The sequence below is a fragment of the Asticcacaulis solisilvae genome, from assembly GCF_017875235.1.
Lineage (GTDB): Bacteria > Pseudomonadota > Alphaproteobacteria > Caulobacterales > Caulobacteraceae > Asticcacaulis > Asticcacaulis solisilvae_A.
On record NZ_JAGGMI010000001.1, the window covers coordinates 538,556 to 563,468 of the forward strand.

Annotated in this window: 17 protein-coding genes; 6 read left to right on the forward strand and 11 right to left on the reverse strand. The window is 62.8% G+C overall.

Going from position 1 to position 24,913, the window contains the following annotated elements:
- Positions 1-5 precede the first annotated feature (5 nt).
- Positions 6-1,559, reverse strand: coding sequence for an MGH1-like glycoside hydrolase domain-containing protein (locus tag J2X24_RS02445; protein ID WP_209716040.1), 1,554 nt, complete (start codon positions 1,557-1,559; stop codon positions 6-8).
- Complete coding sequence (locus J2X24_RS02450) at positions 1,556-3,088, reverse strand: glycoside hydrolase family 43 protein (protein ID WP_245344371.1); 1,533 nt, start codon at positions 3,086-3,088, stop codon at positions 1,556-1,558. The genes J2X24_RS02445 and J2X24_RS02450 overlap by 4 nt, the downstream gene beginning before the upstream one ends.
- Positions 3,089-3,201: 113 nt before the next feature.
- Here J2X24_RS02450 and J2X24_RS02455 point away from each other — a divergent pair, with 113 nt between their 5' ends.
- The 3 genes from J2X24_RS02455 (at position 3,202) to J2X24_RS02465 (ending at position 7,007) form a co-directional block, all read left to right on the forward strand.
- On the forward strand, positions 3,202-4,650 hold the full coding sequence (locus J2X24_RS02455) for a Gfo/Idh/MocA family protein (protein ID WP_209716047.1): 1,449 nt from the start codon (positions 3,202-3,204) through the stop codon (positions 4,648-4,650).
- Positions 4,651-4,948: 298 nt separating this feature from the next.
- Entirely contained in the window at positions 4,949-6,487 is a 1,539-nt protein-coding gene (locus tag J2X24_RS02460; protein WP_209716049.1) for a glycoside hydrolase family 28 protein, read from the forward strand.
- 88 nt (positions 6,488-6,575) lie between these two features.
- Positions 6,576-7,007 (forward strand): hypothetical protein, encoded by a 432-nt coding sequence (locus J2X24_RS02465; protein ID WP_245344372.1) that lies wholly within the window; start codon positions 6,576-6,578, stop codon positions 7,005-7,007.
- On the opposite strand, the gene J2X24_RS02470 is transcribed toward J2X24_RS02465, so the two are convergent.
- Positions 7,004-7,891: a hypothetical protein gene (locus J2X24_RS02470; RefSeq protein WP_209716052.1), complete on the reverse strand. Its 888-nt coding sequence runs from the start codon at positions 7,889-7,891 to the stop codon at positions 7,004-7,006. The two genes, J2X24_RS02465 and J2X24_RS02470, sit on opposite strands and share 4 nt — an antisense overlap.
- Before the next feature lie 252 nt (positions 7,892-8,143).
- Between J2X24_RS02470 and J2X24_RS02475 the strand changes: the two genes are divergently transcribed.
- Both J2X24_RS02475 and J2X24_RS02480 read left to right on the forward strand, forming a co-directional pair.
- Positions 8,144-10,390: an ATP-binding protein gene (locus J2X24_RS02475; RefSeq protein WP_209716056.1), complete on the forward strand. Its 2,247-nt coding sequence runs from the start codon at positions 8,144-8,146 to the stop codon at positions 10,388-10,390.
- 18 nt (positions 10,391-10,408) lie between these two features.
- The gene (locus J2X24_RS02480; RefSeq protein ID WP_209716059.1) at positions 10,409-12,481 is read left to right on the forward strand and encodes a putative bifunctional diguanylate cyclase/phosphodiesterase; all 2,073 of its coding nucleotides are present in this window, start codon (positions 10,409-10,411) and stop codon (positions 12,479-12,481) included.
- A 98-nt stretch (positions 12,482-12,579) separates the two neighbouring features.
- Here the strand turns inward: J2X24_RS02480 and J2X24_RS02485 are convergent, their stop codons facing one another.
- The 4 genes from J2X24_RS02485 to J2X24_RS02500 all read right to left on the reverse strand — a co-directional run bounded on the left by J2X24_RS02485 (position 12,580) and on the right by J2X24_RS02500 (position 19,281).
- Positions 12,580-14,058, reverse strand: a complete 1,479-nt coding sequence (locus J2X24_RS02485; protein ID WP_209716061.1) for a tryptophan halogenase family protein — start codon at positions 14,056-14,058, stop codon at positions 12,580-12,582.
- Between the two features lie 14 nt (positions 14,059-14,072).
- Positions 14,073-15,104 carry a cupin-like domain-containing protein gene (locus J2X24_RS02490; protein WP_209716064.1) on the reverse strand — a complete coding sequence of 344 codons (1,032 nt, stop codon included), beginning with the start codon at positions 15,102-15,104 and terminating at the stop codon, positions 14,073-14,075.
- 17 nt (positions 15,105-15,121) lie between these two features.
- Positions 15,122-15,847, reverse strand: a complete 726-nt coding sequence (locus J2X24_RS02495) for a SapC family protein (RefSeq protein WP_209716067.1) — start codon at positions 15,845-15,847, stop codon at positions 15,122-15,124.
- Positions 15,848-16,029: 182 nt separating this feature from the next.
- The gene (locus tag J2X24_RS02500) at positions 16,030-19,281 is read right to left on the reverse strand and encodes a TonB-dependent receptor (protein WP_209716070.1); all 3,252 of its coding nucleotides are present in this window, start codon (positions 19,279-19,281) and stop codon (positions 16,030-16,032) included.
- A gap of 647 nt (positions 19,282-19,928) precedes the next feature.
- On the opposite strand from J2X24_RS02500, the gene J2X24_RS02505 reads away from it, so the two are divergent.
- Complete coding sequence (locus J2X24_RS02505) at positions 19,929-20,792, forward strand: DMT family transporter (protein ID WP_209716072.1); 864 nt, start codon at positions 19,929-19,931, stop codon at positions 20,790-20,792.
- Here J2X24_RS02505 and J2X24_RS02510 read toward each other — a convergent pair.
- From J2X24_RS02510 to J2X24_RS02525, 4 genes are all read right to left on the reverse strand, one after another.
- Positions 20,789-21,469 (reverse strand): 3-keto-disaccharide hydrolase, encoded by a 681-nt coding sequence (locus J2X24_RS02510; RefSeq protein ID WP_209716075.1) that lies wholly within the window; start codon positions 21,467-21,469, stop codon positions 20,789-20,791. The two genes, J2X24_RS02505 and J2X24_RS02510, sit on opposite strands and share 4 nt — an antisense overlap.
- Before the next feature lie 116 nt (positions 21,470-21,585).
- Positions 21,586-22,287, reverse strand: coding sequence for a gluconate 2-dehydrogenase subunit 3 family protein (locus tag J2X24_RS02515; protein ID WP_209716078.1), 702 nt, complete (start codon positions 22,285-22,287; stop codon positions 21,586-21,588).
- Entirely contained in the window at positions 22,284-23,993 is a 1,710-nt protein-coding gene (locus tag J2X24_RS02520) for a GMC family oxidoreductase (RefSeq protein ID WP_209716081.1), read from the reverse strand. The genes J2X24_RS02515 and J2X24_RS02520 overlap by 4 nt, the downstream gene beginning before the upstream one ends.
- A 60-nt stretch (positions 23,994-24,053) precedes the next feature.
- Entirely contained in the window at positions 24,054-24,878 is an 825-nt protein-coding gene (locus J2X24_RS02525) for a sugar phosphate isomerase/epimerase family protein (protein WP_209716083.1), read from the reverse strand.
- Between the last annotated feature and the right edge of the window lie 35 nt (positions 24,879-24,913).

A 24,913-nucleotide genomic window follows, 5' to 3' on the forward strand; every position in this document is an offset into this window, starting at 1 on the left:
AATGCTTAAGGCGCGAGCCGCTCGTTGGCTTTCAACGTCACCTTTCGCCGTGGCCGGCCATCGAGCGCGAGCGTCACCGTCTGCGGGCTTTCAGCAATACCGAGCAGCGCCAAAGGCCGACCGTCCTTGGCGGTGATCAGCCGCGCCGTGCCCTTGACCTGTGCGATCTGTTTGCCGCGCAGGCTCAGACTCGCGCCCCTGGCGTCATAGGTCATTTCGGCCGTACCGCCGCCATCGAGCGGCAGGCGGAAGCGCGCGCCCATCGACGCCCTGTGGCCCGGCCGGACGTTCCAGTGGAGCGCGTCGGCCTCCTCCGTCACGCCTGCCAGCCGCCAGCTATAGTCCATCATGACCAGGGCCGCCGGCGAGTAGTCGGGCTCGTCGCCCTGTTTGGTGAAGGTGCCGTCGACCGGATCGATCTGCTGGCGGAAGGTCATGTCGTTGATGATGGCTTCGCACCACCGCGTCATCATATGGCTGAACTCGGCCGAGCGGCCGTAGTGGTCCATCCAGCGCGGCGCGCGCAGCGCCGTCAGGGCCTGCGATGGCCCGCCCCATGAATTCTTCGGAATCGGCCGCACAAAGGCCGGATCATCCGCCGCGATCGACGGCAAGGGATACGCGGTCCAGAAGGCCTTGGGGTTATGGATCTGCCGCGTCCACAGCTCATCGAATAGCGCCTGATCCGGCACATGCTCGCTGCACACCCGCGTCAGGATATCGCCGCGAATGCGGACAAACCTGTCATTGGCGTCCAGATCGTAGAAGGCCGCATCTTCTGCGGCATAGAGCTTCGACAGGATCAGTTGCCGCATCTTATCGGCGCTTTCCGCCCAGCGATCGGCCTCCCCGCTTTTGCCCAGGGCTTTCGCCATCTCCGCCAGCGCCAACCGCGCGCCATAGGTCGTGGCCGACAGGTCCGGCGACAGGCGCGGCACGCCCAGACCCGGCACAAAGGCCTTGGCGTCCTTGTTCGGGCACTGCGGCGGAATGCCGTTCCAACGCGGGCTGTTGTCGTGGCCGGTGTCGTAGGTGCAAAAGCCTTCGGTCAGGCCGGTACCGCGCGTATTGCGGTATTTCAGCAGCCACGCATCCCAGGCCGAACAGGCGCTATAGGCGTGCGCCAGCAAGGCTTCGTCGCCGGTCGCCCGCGCCAGTTCCCACGCCGTAGCCGCGATCGGCACGACCATCTGGATCTGGCCAAAGCCCGTCTCGGTCACCTTGTTATTGCACGGCAGTTGCCCGTCCATGCGTTGCAGCTCAAAAAAGACCTCGTGCGAATTGCGCGCCACATCGGGCCGGAACTTGCGGTAGACCAGGGCTTCGTGCGGGCCGCACTCCATCCAGATACCGGCATAGTCGGCGCCTTCAATCAGCACCGGCTTCGCGTAACGCGGCATGACCTGGACGTTCTTGTGCAGGACCGCCAAGGCCTTGTCATAGGCCGCCTGCCATTTGACGTCCTGGGTCGTGTAGGACGGCGCATTGCCGGTCAGCGCCACGGCGACCGGCGCAATGGCCATTGCCGCGCTGGCGGCCAAAAATTCCCGGCGGTTCATCGTGTCACCTTTACGCGGAAGAAGTCGGCATCGACATGGCCTGACACCTGCGTCCCAGGCGCTGCCTTGACATAGGTGAACAGGCCCGGCCGCGAGCCCTTCCACCACGAAAACTTCGACAACAGGACGGGTTCGCCCAGCGCCGCAAACGTCTTGCCATCAGCGCTATAGCTGAACCGAACCATCTGATCCGACGTCACCTCGGCCTGGAGATCGAGCGTCTTACCCATCACCTCCGGCCCCGGCATCTCGACGCCCGCCGAAGCAAAGGTCACGCGCGTCACGCCGCCGTCCTTCACCACACCGATCCACACCGGCCTGACGCCAAACAGTGTCAGACCCGCGCGTTGCCCGTCCACCAGCCCGGAAACATCTAGCCGCGTATGGGCCTGCATCCGCGGCCCCTGCAGGATCTGCGTCAGCGTATTGCGCGATGTCGTCAGGTGCTCGGCCGCGCCCGCCTTCAGCCGCATCCATCCCGGCCGCGCGCTCAGCGACCAACGGCTATTGTCCGGATTGTGATTCCACGCCCATTGCAGGCCCAGCATCTTGCCGCTGAATTCATCGCTGTCCTGCAACTGGTCCTTGGGTTTCCACGCGCCGGTATCGGGCGCCTTATGCGTCAACACAGGCTGGGTGTTATCGCCCATGATCGGCCAGTCATCGACCCATTTGACCGGCTGCATATGGACGATGCGGCCAAAGGCTTCGGTCGAGTTGAAATGCAGGAACCAGCCCTCGCCGGACGGTGTTTCAACATAGCCGCCTTGATGCGGCCCTTTCAGCCCATTACCGGGAACCAGCACATCCTTCCACTCGTAAGGCCCTTCGACGCTGCGCGCGCGGCCCACAGCCTGCGGTCCCGTGCCGACACCGCCGATCGGCGCGAAGATGTAGTACCAGCCGTTGCGCTTATAAAACTTGGGCCCTTCCAGGATGGGCAGCCGCACCTTGTCCTCGGCGATCACCTTACCTTCGTCAAGTACCCTGGTGCCGTCCCAACTCATCTTATGGAGCACAAGCGGCCCCGCCCCGACCTTGCCGTGGACCAGCCACGCCTGACCGTCCTCATCCCAAAAGGGGCAAGGGTCTTCCAGCTTTGCTTCAGCAATCACATGCACCGGTGCCGCCCATGGGCCGGCAGGATCGGTGGCCGTCGACATATAGACGCCTTCGTCCGGCGTCGCCCAATAGACCCAGAACCTGCCGTCGTGGTGGCGGATCGACGGCGCCCAGACACCCGAAGCGTACTTGGTGCCCGTGACAGGCTTCGACTTGGTGTCATCCAGCTCATAGGGCCCCGGCATGTCGTATTCCGGCGCGAACGGCAATTTCGGCAGGACATGGCCGATGATTTTCCAATGGACCAGATCGTCCGACTTCAGCACCGGTATGCCCGGCGACCAGTGAAAGGTCGAAGCGACCATGTAATAGCTCTTGCCGACGCGAATGACATCGGGGTCCGAATAGTCGGCATATAATACCGGATTCTGGTACGTTCGCTCGCCCGCCATAGCCATCGCGCCCATCGGTGCCACGCAAAGCATTGCAGCCGCAATTATCGCCAGAGGCGATATTGACCCTACGCGCGGTGTGGTATTCATTCGAACCTCCGATAAAACATATAATACAGGGAAGAGACATGACCGAACCGACCGGACCAAATCTCGGCCGCCGCAGCATTCTGGCGGGTGCCACCGCCGGCATCGCCATAGCCGCCACGCCGAAAGCCCGTGCCGCCGACACGCGCAAGGCCTATGCGATCATCGGCTGCGGCAGCCGATCGCGCATGTTCCAGGACGCCATCTGGGGCGAGCACAAGGATCATAACCGCATCGTCGCCATGTGCGACACCAATCCGGGCCGCATGAACTATGTCGCCGGCCGCGCCACCAGGGCCGGCGCGCCTGTCCCGAAAGCCTATCCCGCCGCCGACTTCGACAAAATGGTCCGGGAAACCAAGCCCGACGCCGTCATCGTCACCACGCCCGACGCCTATCACGTTGACTATATCCTGAAAGCGCTCAATGCGGGCCTGGACGTCATCACCGAAAAGCCAATGACCACCGACGCCGCCAAGGCCCAGGCCATTCTCGATGCCGTTAAGAAGAGCGGCCGCCATATCCGCGTCACCTTCAACTACCGCTATTCGCCGTTCCGCACCCAGATCAAGGAACTGCTGATGAGCGGTGTCATCGGCGACATCCTGTCGGTCGATTTCCAGTGGCTGCTCAACACCGTCCACGGCGCCGACTATTTCCGCCGCTGGCATTCCAACAAGGCGATTTCGGGCGGACTGATGGTCCACAAATCGACCCACCATTTCGACCTGGTCAACTGGTGGCTGTCCGACATGCCGGTCGCCGTCTCGGCCGTCGGCAAACGCGACTTCTATACGCCGCAGATGGCCAGGCGCCTGGGCCTTTCCGGTCCGCACGAGCGCTGCCATACCTGCCCGGAAAAGGCAGCGTGTACGTTTGAACTCGACTTGACCAAGGATGCCGGCCTGAAGGCGCTCTATCTCGAAAATGAAAAGTACGACGGCTATTTCCGCGACCAGTGCGTGTGGCGCCCAGAGATCAATATCGAAGACACGATGAATGTCGTCGTCAGCTACGCCAAGGGCGCGACCCTGAGCTACAGCCTCAACGCCTTCAACGCCTGGGAAGGCTATAACATTGCCTTCAACGGCACCAAGGGCCGGCTGGAACACTCGCTCAATGAACAGGCGACGACGGCGGGGTCCGGCAACGCCCAGAGCGAGACCGAACGTGGGATCTTGCGCGTTATTCCGCTGCGTGGCACCGCCCAGGACATTCCTTTGCGCAGCGGCGCGGGCAGCCATGGCGGCGGCGACGCGGTGATGCTCAACGACCTGTTCAATCCGGCGGCGCCGGCCGATCCGCTCAAGCGGGCGGCGGACGAACGCGGCGGCGCAGCATCTATCCTGATCGGCGTGGCCGCCAATCGCTGCTTCGAGACCGGTCAGCCGGTCAAGATCGACAGCCTGGTCACGGGCCTGCAAAGCCCGGACTGGCCGGCCATGCCCGGCGGCGACCAGCCGGTGCCCATGCCGGTGCGCAAGGCATAGAACTGCGCGTCGGGATAAAGGCGCGGACATGGGACGGCGCTCCTGCGAAGGCTCAGATCGAAGGGGCCGGCGGGGGAGCGTCGGGCCAATTGCGGAGCATGCTTCGAAAAAGTGGATACCGGTTCTTCGAACCAAGCATGCGACCACTAAGAAAGTTAGACGCGTGTCTCATCCAAAATCCGCTATGGATTTTGTAAAAAATGCTCAGTGACAATCCACTCTGGTCGCGCATAATTGATACCGCTACCGTGACCTGCGCCTGTCAAAACGTCAATCATAACGGCGCGAGGGAGATCACATGTCCGGACAAGTCTCACGTCGCGTATTCGGTATCGGCTTAACGGCATCGTTGGGAATGGCCAACGTCGCACAGGCGCAGACCTGCCCTGCCGGCTGGCCGAAATGGGCCGATGACCTGCGCCGCGATCTCGACCAGATGGCCGTTGACTTGACCAAGCGCCTGAAGCCATGGAGCGGCCCCGACCGCGTTGTGACGCCCGAAGCGCACGGTTATACCGGCAAGGGCTTAGCAACCAAAGCCATTCAGGCAGCGATCGACGCCGCGGCGGCCCAAGGCGGCGGCACGGTCCGCCTGGCCAAGGGCGACTATGTCTCTGGCACCCTCGATCTGCGCGACCATATCCGCATTGAGATCGCCAAGGGCGCGCGTCTGGTCGCCAGCCTCGACCTCAGGGACTGGCCGGAACGCGTCGCTAAGCGCCCGACCGTCATGGACAGCAATATGGGCATGAACCAGTCGCTGATCTTCGGCGAAGGGCTGACCAATATCGCGCTCAGCGGCGAAGGCGAGATCGACGGGCGCGGCCACAATTTCAAGGGCGACGAGACCATCCACGGCACGCCCGGTCGGCCCTTCCTCATCCGCATCATCGACTGCCGGCAGGTCCATATCTCGCAACTGAGTCTCAAGGATTCGCCGTGCTGGATGCAGAACTACCTCAACTGCGACGATCTCCTGATCGAACGCCTGCGCGTCGAAAACCAGGCCAATTTCAACAATGACGGCATCGATATCGATGGCTGCCGCAATGTCATTGTCCGCCATTGTTATGTCAGCTCCGGCGACGACGCACTATGCTTCAAAGGCGCCGCCCAGACGCCAACCGAAAATGTGCTGATCGAAAACAACGTCTTCTACACCTCGTGCAACGCCATCAAGTACGGCACCGACAGCCAGAGCGTCTTCCGCAACGTCCTGGTCCGCCACTGCGAAATCGGCGGCATTTCCGAAGAGATGCGCCGCATCAAGACGGTCGATGCCGACTCCGGCTTTTCGTGGGAGATGGTCGATGGCGGCCGCGTTGAAAACCTGCTGGCCCACGACATCAATATCGTCCGCGCCAAAAGCCCTTTCTTCCTGCGCCTGGAAAACCGCGGGCGTGTCCGGCCGGAACAGCCAAAACCCGCCATCGGACGCTTACGCCGTATCGTCTTCGACAGGATCACGGGCAATGACAACGGCGCGCGCGGCTCCTACTTCCTCAGCGTGCCCGAACAGCCGATCGAAGACATCGCCTTGCGTGACGTCAGCCTTGGCCAGCGCGCATCGTCGCACTGGCTGACGGAGGATCAAATCCCTGACCTCCGCGGCGCCTACCCCGACGCTCACATGATCGACAAACACTTTGGCGGAGTGGGAAAGGACGCGACGGGTGAGCCTATCGGCGGCGATGCCCCGGCCTACGGGCTGTGGGCGCGGCATGTGAACAGCCTGACCCTGGTCAATTACAAGGTCACGCCCGTCATCCCGGACCCGCGCCCGGAGTTTGTGCTGACGACGGTACAAAACCTGTGTGTGAACAAGACCGAGGGCTAACCCTCCCTTTACAGACATCCCGGACAGCCACATTGCATCCTTGGCGGGCGTTTTCCAAACTGCGCCGAACACCGCTCAGGAGTGCGCAATGTCCATCCTCAGATCATTTCCGCTGCTGGCCATTCCGGTCATCATCTACAATCTGCTGGTCATGGGCACGGGCGGGTTTTCGACGGCGTCCAGCACGGTCAGCACCTCTTTGCGCAGCCCGGTCGGCCAGATCCCGATGCCCGCCTCAGGCGGACAGTGGCTGTTCCAGACCAGCGACATCATCCTGCTGGTCGCGCTCATCGCGCTTTTCTTCGGCGTCATCGCATCCAGCCGCTCAGCCAATGACGTGCTGGCCAAGCACGTGCTCAACATGTTTCTGTTTATCGCATGCCTGGTCGAGTTCCTTTTGCTGCGGGCGTTTGCGACTTCGACCTTCTTCCTGCTGACCGCCATGGTGCTGATGGAAACGGTCGCGGGCTTTATCATCACCTCGGTGTCAGCGCGCAAGGACATCGAGATGGCGCATTAGCGCTTGCCGATCACCGCCCGGCGGCGAATGAGGTACACAACCAGCAGGGCGGTCAGTGACGAGGCCAGGTAAATCCCTCCTGTGATCAGCATGTCCGGATTCACCCGGTCGAGCCACTTGCACAGGAAGGTGCTGATCAGCGTCACCGGCACGCCGATCAGGACGAACAGGGCGCCAATATTGATGTCGGCTTCGGGGTGGATGCCGCGCAGCGCCAACCAGGCCGTCTGGGCCGGCGATAGGGCTTCGTCAAAACGGATATCACAGACCTCATCGATGATCTCGTTGAGGATATGGTACTTCGCAACCGCTTCAGCGCTGAAGGCGACTTTCAGATAAGGGCCGTTGCCATCGGGCGCGTCAAAGCGGCTGGCGGTGATGCGCGGGCGGATGCGCAGGTTGAGCGCGAAGATCCCGGTCCTGGGGTGGCTGATCTGGACACGATAGGTGCGGTCGGGCGAGAATTCCTTAGGATACACATAGACCGCGTTTTGCACATAGATCAGTGCCCGGCCTTGCGCCTCAGCCTCGTTCAGGTCAACAACCAGGTATTTATTGGCGTGGCCGCGGTTGAACCTGTCGGCGACCAGCCGCGACACGTCAAGCTTGCCGATGGTGTCGACGCCATCGGCCTGAAGACGGCCCTGCGGTGTCGCCAGCGCCGGAAAAAAGGGGCCCGGTCCCTTGAGCTTGCGACCCGGCACAGGATCGACGGCGACGTAAGGGCGCACAGGAATGATGAGGCAGGCCAGGATCACGGTCAGCGCCACAGCGACGACGGCGCAGAGGATCGTCACGGCTGCGCTGTAGGCGCCGTTGGCGATCAACGGATCGATGGCCAGGCCGGCCGCGGCTTCGATCAAGGACGTCAGGCGTGTGGTCATGGTCCCCTCCCACGGCACGCATTGAAGAACAGCCGCCGGAATTGTCAATGGTAAACAAATAACAAACGGAATTCATGCGTTCCGGGCAGCATGTAACCGATAATTGCGACACTAATCATTTGCTAAATATTCAATGTTATCACCGAGGTAAGCCCTTATGCCAGAAGGCATTGCCGCTTAGCCGAGCAGGATCATTTGTACACGCGTTCACCCCGGACCACGGAAGCGAAAAAATCGCCCTCCGTCTCGCCAATGTCAGACGGCCTCTGTCCCGCGCCATCGCGTCCGGCCGGCGGCTGGTTGCACTACAGCCATCTCAGGGTCGAAGCGGTCATCTTCATGCTGCTGGCGCTGACCTTCGCGGCCGTGCTGGGCCAGGGCGCCGTTACCAATAAAGAGCTGATCTTTACCCCCAAGGACGGCCGCGTTCCGACCCAGGTCTTCTATCCCTACACCTACGCCGACGACGGCGAAAACGGCAAGACGGACATCAAGACGGATATGCAGCGCCCGCTGAAATGGGGTTGCGACCTGAAGCCCGGCGCGCCCTACCCCTTCTGCGGCTACGGGATGAGCCTGGTTCAGAACGGCAAGGGCAAGGACCTGTCTTATGCCCAGAAGCTCCATATACGCATGACCTATGCCGGCGTCGGCGACAGCATGCGGATCGTCGTAAAGACCCGCCTGCCGAAATCGCTGACCGGCAAGGTCGATGACCAGACCATGCCGCTCATGGCCGAGTTCGACGTCGTCAACGGCATGAACGAGATCGCGTTGTCGGAAGGCCAGCTCATTCCGGAAACCTGGTGGCTGCAAAGGCACAAGCTGACCAAGGAGAACGTCGATACCGACCTGTCCGAAGTCCTGGCCGTCGAACTGGTATCGGGCAACAACATCGCCATTGGCCATTTCAATGCCTCTGTCGAACGCATCACCTTCAGCGGCGCCTCGCTGTCGACGGCCCAATGGTACCTGATCATCCTCGGGGTCTGGCTGGTCCTGACCGGCGGCTTCCTGGTTTTCCGCTTTCTGGACCTGCGCCGCGGCTATGAAGCCCGCCGCCTGCGCCTGGCCGAGGAAAAGGCCGTGCTGGCCCGCGCCCATGCCGCCGCCGAAGCCGCCAGTGCCGCCAAGTCCCAGTTTCTGGCCAATATGAGCCACGAGCTGCGTACGCCCCTGAACGCCATACTGGGTTACGCCCAGTTGCTGAAGGTCAGCACGCTGACCGACCAGCAGATGGCGGCCGTCCGGACGATCCATCATTCGGGCGAACACCTGCTGACCATGATCACCGACATCCTGGATATTGCCAAGGTCGAGGCGGGCAAGCTGGAACTGCTGCCCGCCGCCTTCGACATCCGGGCCTGCGTCCAGACCGTCGGCCAGATGGTCCGCCTGCGGGCTGAGGAGAAAGGCCTGACCTTCGCGGTGACCATCGCTGCTGATGTGCCTGATAACGTCGTCGCCGACCAGAAGCGCGTCCGTCAGGTGCTGATCAACCTTTTGGGTAACGCCATCAAATTCACCACCCATGGCATGGTCAGGCTCGATGTCTCTGTTGTTGCCTGCGGCGACGGCGCGGCGCGCCTGCGTTTTGACGTCCAGGACACCGGCATCGGCATCCCCGAAGCGCAGATCGGCCGCATCTTCCGCCCGTTCGAACAGGCCGGCAACGCCATCGACCGCAGCAGTGGCACCGGGCTGGGCCTGGCCATCACACACCAGATCGTCACCATGATGCAGGGCGAAATCACCGTCGAAAGCCGGCCCGGCGAAGGCAGCCGCTTCCGCGTCGAAGCCCCCTTCCCGCTTGCCTGCGCCGACGACGGTGACGACGCTTCCCAGACACGCGCACCGGTCGCCATCGACGGCGCGCGCTACGACGTCCTGATCGTCGAGGACGTCGAAGCCAACCGCACTTTGCTGAAAACGTCGCTATCGGCCCTGGGCTTCCGCATCTCCGAAGCGGTCAATGGCTGCGAGGCCATCGAGCGCGCCACCGCGCACCGCCCGGACATTATCCTCATGGACGTGGAAATGCCGGTCATGGGCGGGCTGGAAGCCGTCACCCGCCTGCGCGCCCGTCCCGCCACCGCCGCCATCCCGGTTATCATCATAACCGCCAACCCGTCGCAGGACGCGGAGGCCGCCGCCCTGTCGGCGGGCGCCAACCGCCTGCTGGCCAAACCGGTCGATCTCGACCAGCTGACCGCCTGCATCGCGGACCTGCTGTCGGCCGGGGACGCGGACGCAGTCGCCCCCGCCAGCCAGACCGAGGCCGCCATGGTCGCGCCGCCAGCCGACGTGCTCGACCGCCTGCTGGATCTGGCGCGCGCCGGCAATCTGCGCGCCATCCGCAAGGAACTGCCCGGAATTATCGCCATGAGCCCGCAATACGAAGCCTTTGCCGGGCGCCTCGACGCCCTGACCGCCACCTACCAATCACCAGCCGTCCTGCGGTTGATCGAACAGTACGCCTACCAGAGGACCGCCGCTTAACCGGCGGGGAGTAAAGACATGACTCAGCAACGCATTCTTGTTGTCGACGACAATCCGCTCAATCTGGGCGTCCTGGTCGACCATCTCGAAATCCACGGCTACGAAGTCCTCGTTGCTCTGGGTGGCCTGGAAGCGCTTGAACGCATCGGTTACGTCCAGCCCGACCTCGTCCTGCTCGACATCATGATGCCGGACCTCGACGGCTTCGAGACCTGCAGGCGGCTGAAACAGCAGGACCATATGCGCGACGTCCCGGTCATCTTCATGACCGCGCTGACCGACGTCGACAGCAAGGTCAAGGCCTTCGGCGCCGGCGGCGTCGACTATGTCTCAAAGCCATTCCAGGTCGAGGAACTGCTGGCGCGCGTCCGCACCCACCTGGCCCTGCGCGAAGCGCAGCAGGGGTTGCGCGACTCCGAACTGCGCCACCGCCGCCTGTTCGAAACCGCCGGCGACGGCATACTGGTTCTCGACTGCGAAGAGGGCACGGTCCACGACCTGAACAGCCAGTGCGCTCAGATGCTGGACGTCCGTTCATCCGAGGTCCGTGGCCGCCGCGTGGAAGACGTCGCCATCCTCGAACGCTTAAGCGGCGGCACGGCCATGGTCGATGCGTTGCGCGCCACCGGCCAGATGAAGTGGGAAGAATGGTCATGGGAGAAGGCCGACGGCACGGCTGTCAGCGTCGAGGTCGTCGGCACCACCTACCGCGCCGGCACGCGTCTGCTGGCGCAATGCACCTTCCGCGACGTCCTGGCGCGCAAGGAGGCCGAGGCGCGCGTGCGCTACCTGGCCCTGCACGACGCCCTGACCGGCCTGCCCAACCGCACCCTCCTGCTCGATCGCCTCAACCAGGCGATGGCGCACGCCCGCCGCGACCAGACCCAGGTCGCCCTGCTGCTGCTCGACCTCGACCATTTCAAGCACATCAATGACAGCCTGGGCCATCTCGTCGGCGACGGCCTGCTGGAGGAGGTCTCCAGGCGCATCCGCAGCGTGCTGCGTGAAACCGACACCCCGGCGCGCCTCGGCGGCGACGAGTTCGTCATCGCGGCCTCAGGCCTGACCGACGTCGCCGACGCTGAAGGCCTGGCGCAGCGCATCCTCGAGGTCCTGCAACCCTCCGCAGTCATTCAGGGCCATCACTTGCGCATCGGCACCAGCATCGGCATCGCGATGTATCCGGGCGACGGCGACAACCCGGCCGCCCTGCTCCAGGCCGCTGACACCGCCATGTATCAGGCCAAGAAGAAGGGCCGCGGCACTTATCGCCTGTTCACCCGCGACCTCAGCATGGCGGCCGAACGCTGGCACACCCTGTCGAACGACCTGCATGGCGCCTGCGAACGCGGCGAATTCGTCCTGCATTACCAACCGCAATATTCGCTCGACAAGTCGCGCATCACCGGTGTCGAAGCCCTGATCCGCTGGCAGCATCCGTCGGAAGGCACGGTCCCGCCCGGCCTGTTCATTCCGCTTCTGGAAGAACACGGCAAGATGGTCGAGGTTGGCCGCTGGGTGCTGCGCACGGCCTGCGCCCAGAACGTGGCGTGGCAGACCCAGGGCCTGCCGCCGCTTCGCATGGCCGTCAACCTGTCGGCCCAGCAGTTCTATCGTGGCGACATTATTCGCACGGTGCGCGAGGCGCTGGACGATACCGGCCTTAAGCCGGAATGGCTGGAACTGGAGCTGACCGAGAGCCTGACGCTCGACGATACCGAAGCGACCATGCGCATTATGCACGACCTGAAGGCCATGGGTGTGAAGCTGTCGCTCGACGACTTCGGCACCGGCTGGTCGTCGCTGAGCTATCTGAAGCGCTTCCCGCTCGACCGCATCAAGATCGACCGCAGCTTCGTGCGCGACATGATGAACGACAACTCGACGGCCGCGATCGTCCACAGCATCCTCGACCTGGCGCGCCAGCTCGACCTCGATTGCGTCGCCGAAGGCGTCGAGACCGAGGAACAGCTCGACCACCTGCGCGAGGAACGCTGCCCCGGCATCCAGGGCTTCCTGCTTAGCCGCGCTATTCCCGCCGGCGAGGTCCCGGCCCTGCTGGGCAAGACGGTTGGCGTGAAAGCGGCTTAGATCGGTATGATGGAAACATCATGCCGATCTAAGTTTTTGTTTGGTCGCGATATTTAGCCAAAAACCGCTGCACACTTTTTGGCATATCGCTCGAGAAATCAGACCGCGCAATACTGCCGAATAAAATCCTCATGGGTCGGCATGCCCGCCACCGCGCGGGCAATGCCGCCTTTGAGGTTACCCAGCGCCGCCGCCATCTGGTCGCGGCCCATCATCTGGCCGACGGGGTGCCAGCGTTTCGGTTCCAGCCGCTGCCCCAGCATGACCTGTACCCAGGAATCGACGCGGAACAGGTCGTCCGGCGCCTGGTAGGCGATGCCGCTTTCGGTGAACAGGGCGATGCGTTCGATAAGCGTGTCCGGAAGCGTCATCCCGCGCCGGTCGCGCCAGAAGGGCTCTTCGCGCTCATTGAGCGCATAATGCAGGATGACGAAATCGCGCACCTTTTCCAGTTCGTTGCGCGACAGGGCATTGTAATGATCGACAAGGGCGTCCGTGATGCCGGCCAGCGGGAACAGCTGGATCAGCCGCGTCACGCCGATCTGGAACAGGTGGATGCTGGTCGATTCCAGCGGCTCGATAAAGCCGCTCGACAGCCCAAGCGTCACGCAGTTCCTGTTCCACGACTTCAGCCGGCGGCCGGTCTGATAGCGGATCAGGCGCGGCTCGATCAGGGCCGGGGCGTCAACCAGCGACAACAGGCGGTCGCGCGCCGCATCGTCCGACAGGTAGTCGCTGCAATAGACCAGGCCGTTGCCAACCCGGTTCTGCAGCGGAATACGCCAGCGCCAGCCGGCATCGTGCGCCGCGGCGCGGGTATAGGGCGTCAATGCCCCGTGAGATTCGGTCTGGACCGCCACGGCCCGATTGGTCGGCAACCAGCGGCTCCAGTCCTCGTACCCTGTCTTGAGCGTCTTTTCGATCAGCAGGCCGTGGAAGCCGGTGCAGTCGATGAACAGGTCGCCTGCGATCCTCTCCCCCGATTGCAGCACCAGTTCCGTAATGAAGCCGCTCTCCGGGTCCTGCGCGACGGTTTCTATACGGCCTTCGACACGTTTGACGCCGGCCTTTTCGCTGATGCCGCGCAGGAACCGGCCGTAAAGTCCGGCATCGAAGTGGTAGGCATAGTTGATCCTGGCGTTTTCGCCGGTCTGGAACTTGCCGGCTTCGGCCGCCTGGTATTCGAAACCGTATTCGCCGATAGGACCGGCGACGCCTTCCGCGCGTGCCTGGAGCCAGAGGTGGTGGAAGGGCGCCATCCACGACGACTTGCCCATCTCGCCAAACGAATGGATATAACGGTCGCCCTTGCGCGCCCAGTCCTCGAAGGCGATGGCCAGCTTGAAGGTACCATTGGTCGCGCGCAGGAACTCGCGCTCGTCGATACCGAGCAGGTGATGGAAGGTCCGGCAGGTCGGGATGGTCGCCTCGCCGACGCCGACGATGCCGATCTCTTCGGATTCGACGAGCGTGATATCGAGCAACGGGCCCAGAAGCTTGCTCAACGCCGCTGCCGCGCACCAGCCGGCCGTCCCGCCGCCGGCAATGACCACCTTCCTTACGGCCTGTCCGCTCACGTCGAATTCCCCGGTTATCTGTTCAGCTTGTTGAGCAGCATGGCGCGAAGCCTGCGTGCCTTCATGTCGTCGAGTGGCCCCAGCAGGCCGCGCGCCTGTTCGGGCAGATGCGCCCCGGCCTGACCGGCGGGACCGAAAATATAGTAGTCGAACATGGCCCGCCACGCCTGCTTCTCTGCCTCAGGGCGGTCGCGCAATGACAGTATGGCGTGCAAAAGCGTGTTCTGTGGCGTGTCCATATAGGCCGGCGCCGTGTTCCACCAGTAGTTCACCAGGATGTTGAAGGCTTCCAGCGCCTCGACATGGTGCCACCACAGGGCGGGATAGAAGAGCACATCCCCCGGCTCAAGATCCGCGACCTCGGCATTGGCCACGGCGTCGCGAAAACGCGGATAGCGGTCATAGTCCGGGTCGCGGAAATCGACCATGCTGACGACCTGGCCGCCTGGCGTCGGATCGAGCGGTCCCGGATAGAGGTTATGGACCTGCTCCGGCGGGAACAGGGTGAAACGTCTCCGTCCGGCGACGCAGACGGCGATATTGTGCGACATGTCGTGATGCGCCGTCGCCGTGGTCCGGTTGCCGATCCAGATGCTGGCCAGATAGGGCTGCGCCGTGAACATCGGGTGGTTCAGGACAAGGCTGTTTTGCGCACGCAAACCTGGAAGATAAAGATCGAGATCGGTTGAGCCGATATAGAGGGACGGCGCCGCCGGATCGTCGAGGTGCGCCGCCAGTTGATCGAGCACCTCATCGAGCCGGGCGCGCTCCGCCCGGAAGTTCAGCGCCGTTACGTCATCATTGTAGAAAAAACGCCCCTTGATCTCTGGTTCGCCCGTAAAGGCGGCGACAGGGCGCCCCTGATAGAAGCCCTTGAGATAGGCCATGGCCGAGGCCGGCGACGCAAGGCCTTCGCGTACCAACGGCCAGTCACGCGCCACGCCTTTCAGGACGGTAGGCTGCTGCTCGGCCATCAATTGGTCGAACGGCACCTGATCCGGTGGCGTGCCGTCAAAAGTCCGCACGGTTCGTGAAGTAAGAGGCATTGAACGACGGTCCGGGACTACAGATTCTGGCGCCGCCTGGCCTTGAGATCGATCAGCCGCGCCAGGTTGCCCTTCGACAGGAGAGCGCAGTAGGCCAGGGTCAGAAAGCCCGACTGGTTCAGTCTTTGCAGGGTTTCACCGTCAAGCTGCGACAAGGCCTCCTCGCTGATCGCAAAGAAGTCGGGAAGCGTGTAGCGCGCCGTTTCGTCGAACTGGATATTGATTTCGACCGGCGCCAGCAGCCCCGCCTCCGCGAAAACGGCGAACATGGCATCGCTGGCCTCGACTCCCGAATGCAGGGTGCGCAGGGTCTCGACGGCGCGCTCGAAGGCCGGCGCGTTGCCGCCGTGCGGCAGGAACAGCGGATCACCTTCGGTGCGGCTGATGCGCGGATGATCGAGATCGACCATGATCATCGGTTCGCCTCGGCCACCCTGGCCATCCTGCTGGCGGAACCCGATGCGGAACGGACCGCGCGCCTGCATGGCGGGAATATACTGGGCATGCCAGCCATTGTCGTCGAGGTAAAGATTTTCGTCCTTTTCGAACCCCAGCAAAGCGAAGGCCTGGAAAGTGCCGTTTTCCGAGCGGCGGAACAGAATTGGGTATTCGCGTTGCACCTCGGCAAATTCGGTCGGGACGACCAGAACCAGATTCACCCGGTCGCCAAGGTCCGGCGCAAAACGCGTGATCAGCCGCAAATCATGGTGCTCGACATTATCCAGCAGAACGACCTGGGTCATGCATGTAATCCTTGGGAGTAATACGCCAAAACCCGTACACGGTTTTCGGGTTAAACAACAATCCGAACCACGACGACCATACCTGACGTCATCGCGGCTCGCGTGTCAAACACGCGGGTAAGAAAAAGGCCGCGGTTGAAGCCGCGGCCTTTTCCCGTTACGGCCAGAGCCGTCACGAAAGATTAGAACTTGTAACGCAGACCCAGTTGGTAACGCGAGTCAAGTTCCTGGGCGAAGTAGATGTTGGTCTTGTCGCGACCAAAGATACGGATGTGCGCCTTGTTGAGGTTCAGGCCTTCGAAGGTCGCCTGGAGGTTATCCGTGATCTGGTAGTTCAGCGAGGCGTCGATCGTGCCGAACGCTTCGGTGTACTGCGGGTCACCCTGAGCGCCTACGTTGGTCGCCGAGATGAACTCGTCGCGCCAGTTGTAGGAGACGCGGCCCGACCAGTTGCCCTTATCGTAGATGGCCGTGATGTTATAGGTGTTCGACAGGCCGAGCAGCGGGAATTGCTGCGTGCCCGAAGGCGCCGAATTGTCGAAACCGATATCACCGTTGACCGTCGTCATGCTGCCCGAGACGCCGAAGCCCGTATCGCCGAAGAAGTGCTGGAAGGCAGCTTCAAAGCCGTGCAGGTTGGCCGTCTTGTTGTTGACCGGGATATTGGTCTCGAACACGAACAGCGGATCGTTGGCGTCGGCCACCAGGTCATAGGCCTTCAGCACCTGGTCGACATAGGTCTGGTTCAGGTTGCCGGAGCCATCCAGGTTGGCTTGGTAGTCAGAGCGAGCCTGGTTGCGGGCCGTGGCGTCGCTGCTGCCGGTCTTCAGGTAGTGGTCGTACAGCGCCGTCATCGTGAACAGGTTCACGTCGGTCGTCGACTGGTTGATGCCAGCCAGGATGTCCTTGGCGATGCCCGAACGCGAACCGGCTGCGCCCGACGACGGGTCACGCAGGCCGAACGGGTTCGCCTGGATGCGGCCGGTGCCGACGAAGTTGTTCACGTCCTTGTTGTAGAAGCCGAGCGAGACGTAGCTGTCGCGGCCGTAGTACCATTCAGCCGAGAAGTCGACGTTCGACGATTCCAGCGGCAGCAGGGCCGGGTTGCCGCGGGTCGCGGTCGGATTGGTGCCGTTGGCGGTCGGACGCGGCGGCGTGCCCGGAGCGGTCGTGGCGTACAGGTTGCCGTAGGCCGCACGAGCGATCGTCTTGGAGAACGAGGCGCGCACGATCACGTCATCCATGGCTTCCCACGAGATGTCGAGGCTGGGCAGCCAGTTGCTGTAGTCCGACTTGTATTCCTGAGCGACAGTCGCTGAGCTGCTGTCGACGGTGAAGTCGTTGTCGGCCGTCCAGCGGATGGCGATCGGCGTGCTTTGCAGCGCCGAAGCGGTGATGTCGGTCTTTTCGTAGCGCAGGCCGGCAACGACCGTGGCGCGGCGGCCGAGGAAGTCGCCCTTCATGGTGAACTGGCCATAGGCCGCCATGATCTGCTCTTCGACGGTGTTCGACGTCATGGCCGCCGTCGGGATCGTTGCGTTGTACAGCGATGACGCCGCCATGGCCTGATAGATGTCCAAAGCATTACCGCGGAAGGCGATGTCCGCCTGGCCGACATCGAAGTCTTCGAACAGGCTGCCCAGGTCGTAGGTCTCGACCAGGCCCGGCGCGTACTGGGCGATGTCGCCCGGATTGCCGATGCCCCAGTCACCCAGCGCTTGGTAGGTGCTGCCCGTGGTGGTGGTCATGCTGGCCTTGCTGAAATCAACGCCGGCGTCGAAGCGGCTTTCGCCGTCGAAGTCATAGCTGAAGTCAACCTTGACCTGATCGACCTTGTGCTGCTGGCTGTTGGTCGCCGTGCGCGCAACCTGGCTGCCCAGGTCACCCACGTCCATCTTGCCGTTGTTGTTGCCGCGATAGCTGGCGATGACGCGGTCCGCCGCCGAGAAGCCAGCCAGGTAGTTGCCGTTGGCATCGACGATGGCGACGTTAGCCGAGTTGACGAGCAGACCGGCAGAGTTGGTCCGGTAAACCGGATTGCCGTCCCATACGGTGTACTTCTGCACCGGAATGCCGCTGGTGAAGTCGACCGAGTGGTCCTTCACGACCGGTGCACCGATCGACATCATGACGGACGACGTGCCGTTCGAAAGATCCGGCGTCGCCTTGCCTTCGGAGCTGTGGACGTCGAAGGTCAGGGTGGCCTTGTCGCTCATGTCCCAGCGGGCGTTGAAGCCGATGGACTGCAGCGTGTTCTTCTGGCCGAGGTATTGCTGTTCGAAGCCGATGTCCTTGGTGCCGTTCAGGTTTTCCTGAAGGTACAGGGCGTTGTAGATGCCCGATTCACCCTGCTCGAACTTGATCTGGTCGAAGGGACGGTTGAACCAGTTGGTCTGCTCGGCGCGCTCTTCCGTACCCTTGTTTTCGACATAGAGGGCGTCGACCGTCAGAAGCCAGTTTTCGGCCGGACGGAATTGCGCCGTCGCGCCGATATTGGTGCGCTGGTTGTGCGTCTGCGACAGGGCGTAACGGCTGTCGTTCGGATAGGCGACCAGCGAACCGGCCGGCGGTGCATTGGTGATCTGCGTCAGCAGGGTTGTCTTGTCGGCGGCATAGCGCAGGCGGCCGCTGTTGGGATCATAGAACTGGGCGCGGGTGTCGAGGTTCCAGTTGTTCTGGGTCGCCTGACGCGTGGCGTTGTCACGCTCAGTGTACTGGCCGAACAGCGACAGACCGAAGGTCTTCGAGTCATTGGTCCAGCTGTAGGCGCCGGTGACTTCCGGGGTCCAGTCCTTGCCGTCGACCAGGTTGTCGGCGTGCAGGGCCTTGATGCCGAGAACGCCGGTCGAACCGGACTTACCGATCGGACGCAGGGTCTTGATGTTCAGCGTCGCGCCGATGCCGCCCGAAGCGACGTGGGCCTTGCCGGTCTTGTAGACTTCGAAGCCCGAAACGCTGTCAGCAGCGATGTTCGAGAAGTCGAAGTTACGCGAACCGCCGCCCGCGAAGGCGTTGCCGGTACCGATCAGGTCGATCGAGGCGGTCGGCATGACGCGGCCGTTCAGGGTCACCAGGTTAAAGCCGGGGCCGAAGCCGCGCACCGTGACCTTCGAGCCTTCGCCGTTGACGCGGTCGATCGAGACGCCGGGAATGCGCTGGACCGACTCGGCCAGGTTGGTGTCCGGATACTTGCCGATGTCTTCCGCCGAGATGGCGTCGACGACGCCGGTGGCGTTCTTCTTGATGTTCATCGAACGTTGCAGCGAGCCGCGAACGCCGGTGACGACGACGACGTCCGAATCCGCTGCCGGGGCGGCGGGGGCGTCCTGGGCCATAGCCGTGCCGGCCATGGCGACAAGGGCGAGCGTGGATACGCCGCCCAGGAAGGCGCCGCGCACGGCGCCCTTCAATTTGCTACGCGATACAGTAGTCATTGGATCTGTCTCCCATTTCTCTGTTTTACCAGCGCGCTCGCCCGGCCGCTTTTTATCCTGCCTTTGTAGGCAAGCCGCGACGATGCGCACATCCTCATCCCACTCGTAGGCGGGCGAAGCTTTTTTAAAATTTGGATTGAGTCTCAACCAGTATTGCAGACGGAACAGCCAACACAATTCGCGGACGCATGCCGCGAATTACCGATGTTAGCGCTATCAATTCTTAATGGGAGCTTTCGCTTCCAGAACTAATAAGGTCAAAAGTCCGCAAAGGTCTCCATTTTGATTTCGTCTCCCAAATTTTATATTTCAATCCCGCATCTTCACGGCGGGTAGTTCTGTCTTCGTTTTTACGATACCTGCTTTGAGAGCGGTACCATTGTTATTATTGGGATAAGGCGAAATGACTGCGCTGTCAATTCCCATTTATCGGCTCTGAGGCGCATGCATTCACACTTTCGGTATCTGTTACATTTGTGACGCAGTGAGCGGTAACGGACGAAACGATATTCCCGCCAAGGGTGTTAAAGATTTCTTTATAGGGCGAGTCTTTCGCCTGCATGGTGTTTTTATGTGTCAACCTGGAGATTGTATGGCCGGGCGCTGCCACATTGTACCGCCTCACCAAGTCAATTTGAGGCGTATCGATGAACGAAGCCATCCTGTTCGGAGCAGCCTCTGCCCTGCTCTACGGTGTGACCAATCTGGTCGCGCGCTTCGCGAACAAGGAAACCGGCGTACTGCGCACCATGCTATGGGGACAGGCGTTGATGGCCGTGCTCCTGACGCTGGCTGTCTTCGTGCACCCGGTGCGGTTGAGCGTCCCGCCCCTGCAGTGGCTCATCCTGCTCGGCTCCAGCCTGATGGTCATGGCCGGCACCGCCTGCCTTTATCACGGACTTGCCAAAGGCCGGGTCGCGGTCGTCGCGCCCGTCATGGCCTGTTACGGCGCTGTCGGCGCCATGCTCTCGTTCGTTACGGGCGAAGACCTGACCCCGGCCGCCGGCGCTGGACTCGCCCTGGCCGGCGTGGGCGCGGTCCTGGCGGCCTCGCCATCGCCAGACGGCAAGGACAAGGCGCAGTCAAAGCATTCCGGTTGGCTGGCCGCGAGCGGTTCGGCCCTGTTCTACGGCATCGCCTATTGGTTGCAGGGCAAATATTCCGTGCCGGTCTTCGGCGCGGTGGGAACGATCTGGATCCACTATCTGTTCGCGACCTTGGTCGTGGCATTGCTGGCCTTGGTGCGCAGGCAATCCGTGCGCATGACCAGCCTGAAGGACACGGCCCTGGTCTTCGCCTCGGCGCTTCTGGCTTGTGGGGGCTATCTGGCGCTCGCCTTCGGCCAGGCAGGCGGATCGATCGCCGTTGCGACCGCGCTCAGCGCCGCGGCCAGCGCGATCACTGTCGTGCTGGCCTGGCTGTTCACGCGCGAAAAGGTCAGCCGCGCGGGCTGGATTGGCGTCGCCTGCGTCGTGGCCGGCGTGGCGACGCTTCACCTCTCGCAGGGTTAGAGCTTGCGAATGCGAATATTGCGATACCAGACCGGGTCGCCGTGGTCCTGGAGGCAGATGCGCCCCATCGGTTCGGTGGCGAAGTCGGGCATGGCTTTGAACTTCGACCCGGCGACGAGCGCCTTCCATTTCGCGTCGCCGTAGGACGACTCGGCGACCTTCTTGCCGTTCAGCCAATGTTCGATGTGACCGCGCTTCACTACGATCCGTGCGTGGTTCCATTCGCCCACGGGCTTTGAGGCGTCCGTTGACGGCGTGACCAGGTCGTATATGGCGCCGGCCGTGTGTGAGGGGATCTTGCCATCGGCATGGCCGGCATTGTCGAGCACCTGGTATTCCGGCCCGGTATGGTACGGCTGGGCCGCCTGCGGCAATTCACGGACGAAGTACATGACGCCGCTGTTGCCGTTCTTCGAAATCTTCCAGTCGAATTCCAGCTCGAAGTCGCCATATTCGGCCTCGGTGACGATATTGCCGCCACCGGCGTGTTTGAGCGTAAGCGCCCCGTCCTCGACCGCCCAGCCGTCACCTGCCGCGCCGCCCTTGTAGAGCCGCCAGCCGCTGAGGTCCTTGCCGTTGAACAAGGGCGTCCAGGGCGCTTCGGCCGCGCAAGCCACCACTGGCGCGGCCAGCAGCGCCGCCGCACCCATCAGGATCATCGAACGTCGTGTCGTCATTTCTGACCTCCTCCAGAGCGATATGGCGAAAAGTGTGAAGCGGTTTTCGCCATAAATATCGCGACAAAGCAAAAACTTAGATCGGGATGATTGCTTCCATCTAAAATCATTCCGATCTAAACCGTCACCGGCAATTTCAGATCTTTCAGCAAGCCCCGCAGGTGCGCCATGGCCTCGTCGGTCGGTCCAGGCCATTCGCCGATGATGGGCGTATTGCCGATATAGCCGATGGCGGCCTTGCCTTCCGGCGTCGTGCAGTAGCCGCCGACAATCAGGCCGCGCAGGCGGTGGAAGGCCGAAGACGCCTGGAACAGGTGTTGCGGCACCGGATCGCGCATCAGTTCGGCGACGATCAGGTCCTGGACGGGCTTGCCGGCATCGAGGAAGTCCTTGCCCGACAAGCCGCGGGCATGCAGGTCGAGCCAGGCCAGGAGGTTCATGACCAGCCCCCGGTCCCACGCCTGGCCTTCGTAAGGCGCGCTGACCCACTCATCGATGAAGTCGGCGATCATCAGTTCACCGGCGCCTGGGTCCTCGCCTTCACGCGGCAGGACGATGTCGCCGATCAGGTTCAGCACCGCCTTTTGCCGCGCGCTGAGGATCAAAGTCCACGGCGCTGACGGCTCCATCAGGTTCGGATCGGTGCCGTAGCCAAGCGAGGCATTGACCGGCAGCTCCAGGTTCGGCCAGGCGATCCTGGGGTCCAGTGCGCCCGTGACGCCATCGGCCGCCATGGCCAGTTGCGGCAGAGCCGGCACGGCGGCCAGACCGGCAAACATCCATTGCAGGGTGTGCCTGCGTGTGGGTGTGAGGGTCATGCGAAGGCCCCTCCCTTCAGCTTGGCGGCCAGATTTTCACTGGCGCGCCAGGCCAGCGCCATGATGGTCAGCGTCGGGTTCTTGTGCGGATTGGACGCCAGCATCGCACCGTCGGTCACCAGCAGGTTCGGCACGTCCCAGCACTGTTGCCATTGGTCGAGCACCGAGGTCTTCGGATCGGCCCCCATGCGCGCCGTGCCGCCTTCGTGGATGATGACGCCGCCGTCCTTGATATTTTCCTCGGCCGTCTCCTCGGGCTTGTAGACGGTCCCGCCCATGCGGCGGATGATGGCGCGCGCCGTCACCATGCCGTGCCGGACCATGTTGATTTCCTGGCTGGACCACTTCCAGTGATATTTCAGGACGGGGATGCCCCACTTGTCCTTCAGGCTGGGGTCGATCTCGGCATAGCAGTCCTTGTTCGGGATCATCTCGCCACGAACAGTCAGGCTGACGCGGCTGCCCATCTTGCGCCTGAGCGCGGCGCGCAGATCCGCGCCATTGACATTGGGCAGGTCGGCGCCGCCGGTCCAGGGCCCCGGCACGCGGAAGCCACCACCGATTTCGTAATGATAGCCGCGCGCGAAGTCGAGCTTGCCCTCGGCCTGCTCCTTATAGAGCCACCAGGGAATGTACATGTGCGCCTGGTCGGCGCCTTCCTCATTATAGACCGGCCGGCCTTCCAGCCCGGGGATAAAGCCCGAGACACCACCGCCGACCGTGTCGACCAGGTTGCGTCCGACCTGGCCCGACGAATTGGCCAGCCCGTTGGGATAGTCGGCATTGCGCGAATTGAGCAGCAGGCGCGAGGTCTCGCACGCGCTGGCGGCCAGCACGACGGCCTTGGCGCGCACCTGATGGGTCTGGCCGGTCGTCTTGTCGATATATTCGACGCCCTCGGCCCGGTCCTTGCCCTTCATCAGGACTTTCGAGACCATGGCATTAGTGACGATCTTGAGCCGTCCCGTCGCCATCGCCATGGGCAGCAGCGAGGTCGTCGTCTGGAAGGCCGCGCCGATATTGCAGCCGCGTCCGCACGGGCTGGCATAATAGCAGGCGCTGCGCGGCGCGACCTTGTCCGGCTTGTCCTTAGTCAGGATCGCATAGCGCGATGGCACGACCGGAATGCCCAGTTCGCCGGCGGCCGCCTTGATCAGCAGCTCGTAGGCGCGCGGCTTGGGCGGCGTATGGGCGATGCCCGGCGGCGAGTCGGGATGGTTTTCCAGCCCGTTCGGCGCGCCCCAGATGCCGACGACCTCTTCGGTCTTGTCGTACCAGGGGGCAACGTCGTCATAAGAGATCGGCCAGTCGACACCCAGGCCGTCGCGCGAAAAGGGCTTGAAATCATAGGGGCCGAAGCGCGGCACGTGACGCGCCCAGTGATTGGTGCGTCCGCCCAGCATCCGCGCCCGCCACCATTCGAACTTTGTATCCTTGGCGACCGAATAAGGCTCCCCCGGCACGCGCCAGCCGCCGTCGATCGTGGCGTCGTAGAAGCCGAATGGCTTGTCCGTCGTGCCCTGGCCGCGCAGCGGCGCCTCGTGCTCCTGGCCCAGCATGTTGATTTCGGTCGCGGGGTCGTAATTACGCCCTGCCTCGAGCACCAAGCAGCGGATACCCGCCCGGGTCAGGGCGTAGGCGGTCATGCCGCCCCCTGCGCCCGAACCCACGATGATGACGTCTGCGTTTAATGTTGACGCGGCCATATTCCCCTTTTCCTCACTGACCCGGTTGTTTTTATGGGCCTTTATTGCGCTGACCGTCTCTTAGCCCTTCAGGTACTTGATGCTGGCCGTGATGCTGGCGAACGGATCGGCTGGGTTGTCGTGCTCGACGAAGATATTGGTCACGCCCGCCTTCTTGCCCGCTTCGAAGACCTTGGCCCACGGGATCGTGCCCTGGCCGACCGGCGTCATCTTGCCGTCAGCGCCCTTGTCCTTGACGTGCAGCAGCCGGATGCGGTCGCCGTGCTCGTGCAGGACATGGACGGGATCGTGGCCGGCGAAGCTGGCCCAATAGCAGTCGAGTTCGAACGCCACGAGCTTCGGATCGGTGTGTTCCAGCAGCAGGTGGAAGGGCAGGCCCTCCGGCGTGTTCTGGAACTCGAAGTCATGGTTGTGATAGGCCATGGTCATCCCGCGCGCCTTGCACAGCTCGCCCCAGTGATTCATCTTCTTGCCCAGCGCGACCCATTCCTTGCGCTGGTCGCCCTCAAGCCAGGCCAGGACGGCGTATTTCGCGCCCAGCGCCGCCATGTCGTCGAGCGCGGCTTCGGGGCGATTGAACCAGTCGGCATAGCCGACATGGCCCGACGCGCAGGTCAGCCCGGCGCCGTCCAGCAAGGCGCGGAATTCCTTGGCGGACTTGCCGGCCATGCCGGCGGTTTCGACCTCGTCGAAGCCAATGGCACGCACCTTGGCCAGCGTGCCGGCCGGGTCGGCGTTCAAGGCATCGCGGACGGTGTAGAGCTGGACGCCGATCTTTTTGAACGGCTTGCCGCCGAGGCCGGCGAAGGCAGCGCCGCCCATTCCAACGGCGGACAGGGCGGCTGCGCCTGCGAAGAAATGGCGGCGGGAGAGTCGAACGGTCATTGTGAAGTTCCTTTCTGATTCCCTTCTCCCCGTTT